General features: G+C 65.7%; 15 protein-coding genes. 5 read left to right on the plus strand and 10 right to left on the minus strand.

The annotated features are described in order from the left end of the window. Positions 1-5: 5 nt before the first annotated feature. Genes MTR66_RS19055 through MTR66_RS19075 form a run of 5 tightly spaced genes read right to left on the minus strand, consistent with a single transcriptional unit; the run spans position 6 to position 3320 of the window. The gene (locus MTR66_RS19055) at positions 6-1142 is read right to left on the minus strand and encodes a GNAT family N-acetyltransferase (protein ID WP_243923908.1); all 1137 of its coding nucleotides are present in this window, start codon (positions 1140-1142) and stop codon (positions 6-8) included. After that, positions 1139-1927, minus strand: a complete 789-nt coding sequence (locus MTR66_RS19060; RefSeq protein WP_243923934.1) for a glycerophosphodiester phosphodiesterase family protein — start codon at positions 1925-1927, stop codon at positions 1139-1141. Before MTR66_RS19060 ends, MTR66_RS19055 begins: the two co-directional genes overlap by 4 nt. After that, entirely contained in the window at positions 1908-2372 is a 465-nt protein-coding gene (locus MTR66_RS19065; protein WP_243923911.1) for a RidA family protein, read from the minus strand. The genes MTR66_RS19060 and MTR66_RS19065 overlap by 20 nt, the downstream gene beginning before the upstream one ends. Next, complete coding sequence (locus MTR66_RS19070) at positions 2365-3012, minus strand: HAD family hydrolase (RefSeq protein WP_243923913.1); 648 nt, start codon at positions 3010-3012, stop codon at positions 2365-2367. Before MTR66_RS19070 ends, MTR66_RS19065 begins: the two co-directional genes overlap by 8 nt. Further along, positions 3009-3320 carry a DUF3572 domain-containing protein gene (locus MTR66_RS19075; protein ID WP_243923915.1) on the minus strand — a complete coding sequence of 104 codons (312 nt, stop codon included), beginning with the start codon at positions 3318-3320 and terminating at the stop codon, positions 3009-3011. Before MTR66_RS19075 ends, MTR66_RS19070 begins: the two co-directional genes overlap by 4 nt. Positions 3321-3345: 25 nt before the next feature. Between MTR66_RS19075 and MTR66_RS19080 the strand changes: the two genes are divergently transcribed. The 4 genes from MTR66_RS19080 (at position 3346) to MTR66_RS19095 (ending at position 6113) form a co-directional block, all read left to right on the plus strand. After that, a complete protein-coding gene (locus MTR66_RS19080; protein WP_243923917.1) occupies positions 3346-3708 on the plus strand; it encodes a response regulator in 363 nt (120 codons plus the stop codon). Between the two features lie 104 nt (positions 3709-3812). Further along, positions 3813-4052 (plus strand): acyl carrier protein, encoded by a 240-nt coding sequence (locus tag MTR66_RS19085; RefSeq protein WP_243923919.1) that lies wholly within the window; start codon positions 3813-3815, stop codon positions 4050-4052. An 11-nt stretch (positions 4053-4063) separates the two neighbouring features. Further along, on the plus strand, positions 4064-5302 hold the full coding sequence (gene spt, locus MTR66_RS19090; protein WP_243923920.1) for a serine palmitoyltransferase: 1239 nt from the start codon (positions 4064-4066) through the stop codon (positions 5300-5302). Between the two features lie 4 nt (positions 5303-5306). Continuing rightward, a complete protein-coding gene (locus tag MTR66_RS19095; protein ID WP_243923922.1) occupies positions 5307-6113 on the plus strand; it encodes a GDSL-type esterase/lipase family protein in 807 nt (268 codons plus the stop codon). Here MTR66_RS19095 and MTR66_RS19100 read toward each other — a convergent pair. The 5 genes from MTR66_RS19100 to MTR66_RS19120 form a co-directional block, all read right to left on the minus strand. Beyond that, entirely contained in the window at positions 6055-6612 is a 558-nt protein-coding gene (locus MTR66_RS19100; protein ID WP_243923924.1) for an NADPH-dependent FMN reductase, read from the minus strand. The two genes, MTR66_RS19095 and MTR66_RS19100, sit on opposite strands and share 59 nt — an antisense overlap. A gap of 65 nt (positions 6613-6677) precedes the next feature. Next, positions 6678-6983, minus strand: a complete 306-nt coding sequence (locus tag MTR66_RS19105; protein ID WP_243923926.1) for an usg protein — start codon at positions 6981-6983, stop codon at positions 6678-6680. A gap of 265 nt (positions 6984-7248) precedes the next feature. Then, positions 7249-7782 carry a nuclear transport factor 2 family protein gene (locus MTR66_RS19110; protein WP_243923927.1) on the minus strand — a complete coding sequence of 178 codons (534 nt, stop codon included), beginning with the start codon at positions 7780-7782 and terminating at the stop codon, positions 7249-7251. Positions 7783-7784: 2 nt separating this feature from the next. Continuing rightward, complete coding sequence (locus tag MTR66_RS19115; RefSeq protein ID WP_243923928.1) at positions 7785-8651, minus strand: alpha/beta fold hydrolase; 867 nt, start codon at positions 8649-8651, stop codon at positions 7785-7787. A gap of 154 nt (positions 8652-8805) precedes the next feature. Continuing rightward, positions 8806-9765, minus strand: coding sequence for a TauD/TfdA dioxygenase family protein (locus MTR66_RS19120; RefSeq protein ID WP_243923929.1), 960 nt, complete (start codon positions 9763-9765; stop codon positions 8806-8808). Between the two features lie 90 nt (positions 9766-9855). Here MTR66_RS19120 and MTR66_RS19125 point away from each other — a divergent pair. Next, the coding region (locus MTR66_RS19125; protein WP_243923930.1) for an IclR family transcriptional regulator at positions 9856-10436 on the plus strand (581 nt) is incomplete at its 3' end.

Here is a 10436-nt window from a genome sequence, read left to right on the forward strand (position 1 = left end):
TAACCTTACGGCTTGCGGAAGGGCGAACGTTCGCCAAGCCAGATCTGGTCCCGGGCAATACCTGCCCGTTCCTGTTCCAGATAATCGGCGACCGCCGCGCGCAGCCCTTCGTGAACGATGTAGTGCGCTGATACCGTGCGCACCGGCTCATAGCCTCTGGCCAGCTTGTGACCGCCCTGCGCGCCTGCTTCCACACGCGGCAGGCCCAGTGCGATCGCCGCGTCGATCGCCTGATAGTAGCACAGTTCGAAGTGCAGGAACGGCTTGTCTATGCGCGCGCCCCAATAGCGCCCGTACAGCGCATCGGCGCCGATGAAGTTGAGCGCGCCGGCCACCGGATCGCCGTCCATGAACGCCAGGACCAGCAGGATGCTGTCCGCCATGGTCTCGCCCAGCAGGGTGAAGGCTTCGCGCGTCAGATAGGGCCTGCCCCATTTGCGGGCGCCGGTGTCCTGATAGAAATCCCAGAACGCGTCCCAGTGCACGGCCATGATCTCATCGCCGCGCAAGGCGCGGATCTCCACGCCTTCCTGCGCTTTGGCCCGCTCCTTGCGCAAATCCTTGCGTTTGCGGGAGGACAGCGCGCCGAGAAAATCATCAAAACTGGCGTAGCCGCGATTTTCCCAGTGGAACTGGATATCCTCGCGCAGCAGCCAGCCCGCCTCCTCGAACACCGGCACTTGTTCCGGCTCGATGAAGGTGGCGTGCGCGGAGGACAGCCCGCTGTCGCGGCACAGCGTCTCCGCCGCGCGCAGCAGCGGCAGCGCCAGTTCGGGATGCGGCGTCAGCAGGCGCGGCCCGGTGGCGGGCGTGAAGGGCACGGAAATCTGCAGCTTGGGATAATAGGACCCGCCCGCGCGGTGCCAGGCATCGGCCCAGGCGTGGTCGAAAACATATTCGCCCTGCGAATGTTCCTTCAGATACGCAGGCAGGGCCGCCGCCAGACCGCCTCCGGGGCCCTCGATCACGATCGGTACCGGGGTCCAGCCGCTGCGCCCGCCGACACTGCCCGATTCTTCCATCGCGGCCAGAAAAGCATGGCTGACGAAAGGATTGCGGCCCGCCGTCAGGGCATCCCACTGCGCAGACGGAAGCTCTCCGATCGCGCCATGGACTTTCGCGGTGAAGGCGCCTTCGCTCATGCCCGTTCGACCACGCCCTTGGCCGGGCGCACGATGCCTTCGAAGATATCGGCATCGGCATGGCTCTCCGCCCGGTCGCGGTGTTCGTTGCTGGCCACTGTCCAGGCGACCACCGGCAGGCCCCGGCGGCGCTGCACGGCGGCGAACCCGCTCGGCAGATCGCGCACATCGTAAGCCAGGAAATCGGGGCGCGCATACCACAGCGCCAGACGGCGGCGCACTTTGCCAGGCAGCGCCCGGTCCTCACCCTCGGTGATCGAAAGGCCGCGCACGGTGTGCGGCGAATGCTGCGCGTACCAGTGCGCCACCCGCGGATCGAAGCTCATCACCGCATGGAGGCCGGTATAGCCTTCCAGCACGCGGCGCACGGCCAGGCACAGAGCGGCGACGCGCGTGTCCGGGCCAGACTTGATCTCGATAAGCACCGGCACGCGGCCCGCCACATCGGCCAGCACCTGCCGCAGCGTGGGAATAGTCTGCCCGGTCCCGGCCAGCCGGACAGCGCCGAGCTGCGCGGCGCTGCGCCGCGCCAGCGCGCCGGTCTCTCCCGTCATCCGGTCCAGCGTTTCGTCATGGAAGACGACCGGCAGCCCATCGCTCGACCGCTGCACGTCGAGCTCGATCCCGAAGCCGGACATCGCCGCCCGTTCGAAAGCCGAGCGCGAGTTTTCCGGCACCCCGGCATCGTGCAGCCCGCGATGGGCATAGCCGTATTCACCCAGCCACCCGGCCTTGCGCAGGCCGGGCGGGGGTGAAAGCCAGCGGTCAAGCAGGGCGAACAGCAACGACGGCGTCCACTTCGACAGCGGCACCCAGCGGCAGCACCGGCACGCCGACAGCGCTGCGGGCATGCTTTCCAGCCTCGCCGAAAACCGCCACCATCAGTTCGGAGGCGCCGTTGGCGACCTTGGGCTGGTCGGTGAAATCGCCGGTGGAATTGACGAAAGCGCCCAGCTTCACGATTCGCTCCACCCGCTCCAGCGAGCCGAGCGCCGCCTTGAGCTGGGCCAGGATCATCACCGCGCAGGCCTGCGCGGCCTCGACGCCGGCTTCCAGCGCCACGTCCTCGCCCAGCCGCCCGGTCACGAGCTTGCCCCCGACGAACGGCAGCTGCCCGGACACATGGGCCATCCCGCCCGCAACAACCACCGGCACGTAAGCCGCCACCGGTGCGGCGGGTTCGGGCAGGGTCAGGCCGAGTTCGGTCAGACGGTTTTCGATCTCACTCATTCGCTTGCAGGTCCTTTTCTTCGCAAGTCAGACTTTCCAGCAGCCAGGGCAGCGCCCGTTCCCACTCGTCGATACGCGCGTGGGCGTGCCCGGCCTCGTGGGCACAGGGGATATGCGGCGCAATCTGCGGTTCGGCGCAAAGATGCAGGCGACGCACCTGCGGCGCAACCTCGAAGACCGATCCGTGATGCTGCGAAAGATCGTCGATGAACACCGCGCGGCCGGGCTGATATTCATCGAGAATCGCCTGCAGCGCCGGGCCTTTCGGCCCCTGGTTGGTGAAAACCCGCACATCGATGCCGTGCCCCGCCAGTTGCGCCCGGCGCGCATCCCGCCGGAAATCGAGCAGGTTGGTCAGGACCACGACATCGGCGTGCTCACGGATCGCGGCAATCGCATCGACCGCCCCCTCGACCGGCGTCTGGCGGTACATCTGGGTATCGAAGAAGCGGTTGAGCAGCGCCCACATCTCGTCCTGCGCCAGCGGCTCGCCGGTGGCGATGCGGCGCATCGACCTGTAGAATTCGCCGCGCCCCATGTCGAAGGCCACGCCTTCGTCCTCGGCCAGCCATTCGCGGAAGTGCGAGATCATGTAGAGCAGCACTTCATCGCAATCGGTGATCAGCAGCGGCCGGGTCATGCGCCCAGCCTTTCGCGCGCGCCTGCCAGCGCCTGCGGCTCCACGCCGAGCGCTTCGGCGGCGCCGAGCAGGTCCGGCTCATGCGCGCAGAGAAAATCGAGGACGGCGCCCAGCGTGGACGATTCGCCCAGCGATGCGCGCAAGTCGTCCGGCGTCAGGCCGGTCAGCGACAGGAACCGGGCGGCCCGGTCACTGTCGCCCAGAACCCAGCCGAGCGCGTTCAGCGCCAGGGCCTGCGGGTCGGGAGATGGGGATGGCGGCTTTCGAAGAATTGTCAGCCTCGCTTGCCTGGAATAGAGGAGATGCACCCCTAACATGGTGCGCGGGCGTCGAATGGCAAAGCGAATCCTCGTTGTCGAGGACAACGACCTCAACCGGAAGCTCTTTTGCGACGTGCTCAAGAGCCAGGGCTACGCTGTGGAGCCGGTCGCGGACGGGCTCGACGCGCTCGACAAGGCGCGCGAATTTGTCCCCAATCTCGTGATCATGGATATCCAGCTCCCCAATGTCTCGGGGCTCGACCTGATCGAAGCCGCCAAGAAAGACCCGGTGCTGCGCGCAATCCCGATGCTGGCCGTCACGGCCTATGCCGGCAAGGGCGACGAGGAGCGCATCCGCGAGGCCGGTGCCGAAGGATACCTCGCCAAGCCAGTCTCGATCGGACCTTTCATGCAGGCCGTGAAAGCGCTGATCTGATGCCGAATCTGACGTATCGCGCTTGACATGCTACACTGCCGCCGCTTTTGCGCCGCATTTCCCGGCCAGAGAGCCGCCCGGACTTACTCGGAGTTGAAAAGACCATGGATCGCGAAGAGACCTCGGCCCGGATCACCGCGCTGATCGAACCCTTCAACAAGAAGGACGTGGCGATCACCGATGCCACCCGCTTCACCGACGATCTGGAATTCGACAGCCTGACGGTGATGGATTTCGTCGCCGCCATCGAGGATGAATTCGACATCATCATCTCGATGAACCAGCAGGCCGAGATCGAAAACTACGGCCAGCTCGTCGATGCCGTGACGAAACTGCAAGGCTGAAGGATACGGCCATGACCGACATGCTCGACGATGACATGACCCAGGCCCACACCGATCTGTTCAGCAAGTTCGATCCGCTGATCGAGATGCGGCGCGATCTGCTCTCCACCGGCGTGACCGATCCCTTCGGCCTCGTGATGGAGCGGGTGATCTCTCCCACCGTGGCGATCTGCAACGGGCGCGAGACGATCCTGCTCGGCACGTACAACTACATGGGCATGACCTTCGATCCGGACGTGATCGTGGCGGGCAAGCAGGCGCTCGACGATTTCGGATCGGGCACCACCGGCAGCCGCGTGCTCAACGGCACTTATGCCGGGCACAAGGCGGTCGAGCAGGCGCTGTGCGAGTTTTACGGCATGGACCATGCCATGGTGTTCTCCACCGGATACCAGGCGAACCTGGGCATCATCTCCACGATCGCGGGCAAGGGCGATTACATCGTCCTCGACATCGATAGCCACGCCTCGATCTGGGACGGGTGCAAGATGGGCGATGCCGAAGTCGTCCCCTTCAAGCACAACGATATCGAAGCGATGGAAAAGCGCCTGCGCCGCATTCCGGAAGGCGCGGGCAAGCTGGTCGTGCTCGAAGGCGTCTATTCGATGCTGGGCGACATCGCCCCGCTGAAAGAGATGATCGCCATCGCCAAGAAGTACGGCGCGATGGTGCTGGTGGACGAGGCGCACTCGATGGGCTTCATCGGCCCCAACGGGCGCGGCGTCGCCGAAGAGCAGGGCTGCCTCGACGATGTGGACTTCGTGATCGGCACGTTCTCCAAGTCGGTCGGCACCGTCGGCGGGTTCTGCGTGTCGAACCACCCCAAGTTCGAGATCATGCGGCTGGTCTGCCGCCCCTACGTCTTCACCGCCAGCCTGCCGCCGAGCGTGGTGGCGACGGCCTGCACCTCGATCCGCAAGCTGATGCACGCGGGCGAGAAGCGCGCGCACCTCTGGGAAAATTCCAAGACGCTGCACAAGGGCCTGCGCGATGCCGGTTTCCAGATCGGCACCGAGGAACCGCAAAGCGCGATCATCTCGGTGATCATGCCCGATCTGGAGCGCGGCGCGGCGATGTGGGAAGCGCTGCTGCACGAAGGGCTCTACGTGAACCTCGCCCGTCCGCCGGCAACGCCCGCGAACATGACGCTGCTGCGCTGCTCGCTGTGCGCCGAGCATTCGGCCGCGCAAGTCCAGCAGATCATCGGCATGTTCACCCGCGCAGGCAAGGCCACCGGCATCATCGGCTGATTGCGTGACTCTCCGCCTCCGCTTCGTCCTGGCCGGACTGGCGCTGGCGGCAGCCGTCTATCTGGGCCTGGCCATGTGGCAGACGCACCGGCGCGCGGCGCTATCGGGCCTGACCGATGCGCCCTGCACGGCGGCGGGCCGTTCGGTCACCGGCAACGATTATGACGACTGGGGCGCGCTGTGCTTCTACCGCGCGCAGAACGCCCGGCTGCGGGCATCGGGCCAGCGCCCCGAGGTGGTAATGATCGGCGATTCGATCACGATGGGCTGGCCCGGTCAGGGCGCCGCCGTGGTCAATCGCGGCATTGGCAAGCAGTCCAGCAGCCAGATCCTGCTGCGCTTCATACAGGACGCGGCGGCGCTGAAGCCGCGCGTGGTCCACATCCTCGCCGGAACCAACGACGTGGCAGGGACCACGGGGCCGGTGACGCCCGGGCAACTGGAAGACAACCTGCGCGCCATGATCACTCTGGCCCAGGCCCGGGGCCTTCCCGTCGTACTCGGCACCGTTCCCCCGGCGGCAGGCTCCCGGGCCGGTATCGCCCGGGTCAACACCGTGATCCGGCGGATCGCCCGGAATTCCCATGCCGTCGTTCTGGCGGATTACCATGCCGTGCTCGCCAATCCGGACGGCACACCGAAAGCGGGCCTTCTGGCCGATGGCACTCATCCCAGCCCGGCGGGCTACGCCGCCATGCAGCCTGTTTTCGCCCGGGCCGTAAGGTCGGCCAAGGCGATAGCCGGAAAACCGGTCACTTCGCCGCCGGATGCGCTTCCACCAGATTCAGGAAAGCCTCCATCCAGCCGTTGAGAAAATCGTGCGAGCCCTCGCCCACGGTTCCATCGGCAGTGAGCAGATCGTCGCTCCACTGCACGAACACCTCCGGCTGGCAAAGCGCGGGCATGTCGAGATAGGCCAGGACATTGCGCAAGTGCTGCTGCGCCATGGCCGTGCCCGGCTTTCCCAGCGAAGTGCCCATTACGCCCGCGGGCTTACCCGCCCAACAGCTCTCTCCGTAAGGCCGCGAACCGTGATCGAGCGCGTTCTTGAGCACGCCCGGCATCGAGCGGTTGTATTCCGGCGTGAGGAAGAGAACGCCATCCGAAGCGGAAACGAGGCTCTTCAAGGCCTTTGCAGCCTGCGGCTGATCCGCGTCGTCATCCTGATTGTAGAGCGGCAGCGAACCGATATCGGCGAAAGTGAATTCATGCCCCGATGCGGCAGGCAGGCGGATCAGGGCTTCGGCCAATTGGCGGTTGAACGATCCGGCACGAAGACTGCCGACGATAACGGCGATAGTGAACGGCATGGCTTGCTCCTGTCTGCAATACAGACAGGACAACCCTCTCACCCGCGGACTGTTCCGCGCCGCCCTCAGTGGATCGAAATAACCCCGTCCACCGCGCGCCATTCCTGCGGCCCGATCAGCCGCTTGTGCGCAACCCGCACCGAATGCAGCGGCCCCTCGATCTCGCGGGTCCAATAGTCGAGGAATTTGCGAAGCACGGGAAACGTGGGGGCCTCGTCATATTGCTGGAACGCGAAAAGCTGCAGGAGTTTGGGGTGGTCGGGGAGGAAATAGTGGATCTCTACGGTCGTGAGGCCGTAGCCTTCCATCTGCCTGACGAAGTCAGGCGATACGCGATATCCGGGTGACACTCCGTCCAGTCGAACAGCCATAGTCCTCCTTCCGGCACCGCACGCATATTGCGGTGCAGCATGGGAAGAATGGCACAGAAGGGCCTTCAGTCAAGTATCTGCGGATACCGGGAAAATGCGGGGTTCGGGAGTTAGATTCTCCCAGACTCGCCTACGGTCCGTTCGTGTCGAGCGAAGTCGAGACACGTTGGCGCGGTGCAAGCGTGTCTCGACTTCGGCTTTCCAAGCCGAAGTTCATCCCGAGCTTGGCGAGGGGCTCGACACGAACGGCGGCTGCTCCCCTGCCTTACTTCGGCCGGCGCGGCACGGGCGGGCGGTGATAACTCACGTCATCGCGGTCGCGCGTGGCCTGACAGGGCTCCTCTGCTGTGTAGGCGGTCTGGGGCGAAGGCGCGCGGGAGGCTTTAGGCACATCGTAAGTGCCCTCCACGATCGTCACCCGGTTGGCGATCCGCCATTCACCACACCGCTTGCGGAAATGGTCGACATAACGGCCCGTCGACATGAAGTTCGGCCCCTCGGCGGTCACGCCCGAAAAGTGGTAGTACGTCTCGCAAAACGCCTCGTCCCCCTGCAGATCGCAGACATGATTCAGGATCGCGTGCTGGGTCGATTCGAATAGCAGCGTGGTGCCGTCGGCCCAGGGCACGAAGTCATCGGGCGTGCCGACGAAGTGGCCATGATCCTCGATCGCATCGTCCCAGTAGCACGCGCGGACGAGATCGTTGTCGAGCCGGTCCAGCCCGCGTGCATAGCGCAGCATGACCTGATGGATCTCGTGCCGGTCGATGAGTTCGGCCAGTTTCGTATCCATGCTCATCGTCAGTCCTTCAGGAAATCGAGCAGCATCGGCGCGAGCAGCGGCCAGCGCTCGAAGCGCCCGCGCCGGTTGGCCGGATCGACCGGGAAAGTCGAAACGTAGTTCCATTCCTGATCACCCCACGGCGGCTCCACCATCGTCGAATGGGGCAGCAGGCGGTGGACCCATTCGGACGTTTGGCGGGTATGGGCCATGTCGCTCTTGCCCGAACGGAACGTCAGCACCGGCATCGTGATCTTCGCGAAGTCCGCTTCGGTCATGCCCGGCACCGGCGATTCGTCCGAATAGGCGAAAGCCTTGCCCCATTTCTGCATGGTGGCGATGTAGGTGTCCGGGTCCTGCGCCAGCAGGATCTGGCGAATCTTGGGGTTGCGGCTTATCTGGTCCGCCCAGCTTGGCAATTGCGCGACGGCATCCATGCCGCCCTTGCTGGCCGCCGCGATCTGGTCTCCGCAATAGAACCAGGCGAGGCCGGCCAGCCCCACCGGTCCGCCGCTGATCCACCAGATCGCCATCTTGCGCACGTTGTCCGGCATCCGCGCCGCCGCCATCAGCGCGATGCGCGAGCCCGCCGAACCGCCCGCCAGCGTCACGTCCCTGAGGTCCAGCGCCTCGACGAGACCGACCAACGCCTCGCAGTTCATCGCCGATTCGGACGGGGCGGTAAACGCAATGTCGGAGGCGCCGCAGCCCGGGCGATCCCACAGCAGCACGCGGAAGCCGCCCTCGGCCAGCTTTTCCGCCAGTTCCGGAAGCCCCGCGGTATCGCGCGGATAGCGCCCGCCGGGGGTGAGCACCAAAGGCGGCGCGCCCGCATCGCCCACAAATTCGTAGTCGAGCGTCAGCCCGTTCACATCGATCTTCGCCATAGCCTCTCCCATCTTGTCCTCCCCCGTGGGGGAGGGGGACCATGCGCAGCATGGTGGAGGGGATTCCCGCGACAACGCCAGGGGCCGTGTGAGGCCGCGAATCCCCTCCGCCAGCGCTGCGCGCTGCCACCTCCCCGAACCGGGGAGGACAAGCCTATGCCATCGCGTCTGCGGCGGCCAGTTCGCGCGGGGCGGTTTCCCAGCGGCCGAGGCCGTAGTCGCCGCTGATCGTGGTGCGGTACATCAGCCGTTCCTCTTCCGGATCATTGCCCGAAACGCAGTGGAGCATCCGCAGGTTGTCCCAGATCGCCATGTCGGTGGGGCGCCAAGTGTGGTGATAGCTGCAGGTTTCGGCGAGCCGGTTGATCTCCTGGCACACCGCCTCCAGCAGCGCATCGCCTTCCGGCGTTTCGTCGCCAAGGATGCCCTGCGCCATATAGGCCGAGACGTGGAGGCACTTCTCGCCGGTGGGCCGGGTCCAGACCGCCGGGTGAATCGCGCGCGGCATCGCGGCGGCCTGCTCCCTGAAACTCTCCGGCATCGGCTTGGGCTCGATCATGCGGTACTGCGCGGGACGGCCGAACTTCAGATCCTCGTACTGGGTGCTGAGCTTGTAGATCACGTCCTTGCCCTCGATCCGCTCGCGCAGATCCCGGGGGAACGCCTCGTAGAGCGCGATTCCGTCGAGGAAGCCGGTCACGCCGCCCTCCTCCACCCGCTCGACCGAACGCAGCACGCCCGCGCGGTTGAGCTCGTCGTTGTAGCAATGGTCGAAATGCCAGGGCAGCCAGTGCGAGACCTGCCGCCCGTCCACCTCGACAATGCCGCGTCCGCGCTTGCTGCGGATCTCGATCACGCCGGGCATCCGGTCGCTGTCGACGCGGGCGAGCCCCTTGACCGGATGCTCCTTGAGCGGGCCGAAGCAGCTCGACAGGGCAAGCTGCATTTCGTCCGACTGCTCGACATCCTCGAACACGATCATGCCGTGTTTGATGAAGAGCGCGTCGATCTCGTCACGGATCGTCTTGTCTTTCAGAATTTCCCGCGTGAGGCCGCCGATACGGACGCCGAACGGCAGCCCTTCCTGCAGCGGGCGGACATCGGTGAGGGGCATGGCCGTTCTCCCAAAACGCTAAGCCAGTTGCTATTCGTATTACATAGTAATACACTATATCGTATAGTAACACGGTATCGTGAGGAACAGGTGACGGTCAAGCGAAGCCGCAGCGCGGCGCGGATGCTTTCGGTGTTCGAGACGGTAGCCCATGCCCAACCGGTCGGCGTCAGCGCGCTCGCCCGGCTGCTGGAGGCGGACAAGAGCGCGGTGCAGCGCGATCTGATGACTCTGGCCGATGCGGGATGGATCCGCCCGGCGCCGGGCCTTGCGGGCCAGTGGGAACTGTCGCCGCACGTGCTCACCCTCGCCCGCCCGCCGCACAGCAACGAGAGCCTGCGCCTGCGCGCCGGTCCGGTGCTCGAACGGTTGCGCGGAGAGACCGGAGAGACGGCCTATCTGGCCGTGCCCGACGGCGATCACTTCGTGGTGATGGCGGCCGCCGAAAGCCATCACCTGCTGCGCATGGTGCCCGCGGTGGGGATCGTCATTCCCCTGCGCGGCAGCGCCACCGCGCGCGCGGTGCTGCCCTACCTTCCGGCGGAAGAGCAGGCCCGGCTGCTGGGCGCCACGCCCGACGCGGCGGCGCAGGCCGAATTCGCGCGCACCCGCGAGCGGGGCTATGCCGTCAATGACGAGGACGTGCAGCCCGGCGCCGTCGCCATGGCCTC

This window comes from Novosphingobium beihaiense, from assembly GCF_022832375.1.
Classification (GTDB): Bacteria; Pseudomonadota; Alphaproteobacteria; order Sphingomonadales; family Sphingomonadaceae; genus Novosphingobium; species Novosphingobium beihaiensis.

Bases quoted from the DNA above. Each gene is read 5' to 3' on its own strand.
- MTR66_RS19055 (WP_243923908.1), bottom strand. From the start codon at position 1,142: ATGAGCGAAGGCGCCTTCACCGCGAAAGTCCATGGCGCGATCGGAGAG.
- MTR66_RS19065 (WP_243923911.1), bottom strand. From the start codon at position 2,372: ATGAGTGAGATCGAAAACCGTCTGACCGAACTCGGCCTGACCCTGCCC.
- MTR66_RS19070 (WP_243923913.1), bottom strand. From the start codon at position 3,012: ATGACCCGGCCGCTGCTGATCACCGATTGCGATGAAGTGCTGCTCTAC.
- MTR66_RS19080 (WP_243923917.1), top strand. From the start codon at position 3,346: ATGGCAAAGCGAATCCTCGTTGTCGAGGACAACGACCTCAACCGGAAG.
- MTR66_RS19085 (WP_243923919.1), top strand. From the start codon at position 3,813: ATGGATCGCGAAGAGACCTCGGCCCGGATCACCGCGCTGATCGAACCC.
- spt (WP_243923920.1), top strand. From the start codon at position 4,064: ATGACCGACATGCTCGACGATGACATGACCCAGGCCCACACCGATCTG.
- MTR66_RS19100 (WP_243923924.1), bottom strand. From the start codon at position 6,612: ATGCCGTTCACTATCGCCGTTATCGTCGGCAGTCTTCGTGCCGGATCG.
- MTR66_RS19105 (WP_243923926.1), bottom strand. From the start codon at position 6,983: ATGGCTGTTCGACTGGACGGAGTGTCACCCGGATATCGCGTATCGCCT.
- MTR66_RS19110 (WP_243923927.1), bottom strand. From the start codon at position 7,782: ATGAGCATGGATACGAAACTGGCCGAACTCATCGACCGGCACGAGATC.
- MTR66_RS19115 (WP_243923928.1), bottom strand. From the start codon at position 8,651: ATGGCGAAGATCGATGTGAACGGGCTGACGCTCGACTACGAATTTGTG.
- MTR66_RS19120 (WP_243923929.1), bottom strand. From the start codon at position 9,765: ATGCCCCTCACCGATGTCCGCCCGCTGCAGGAAGGGCTGCCGTTCGGC.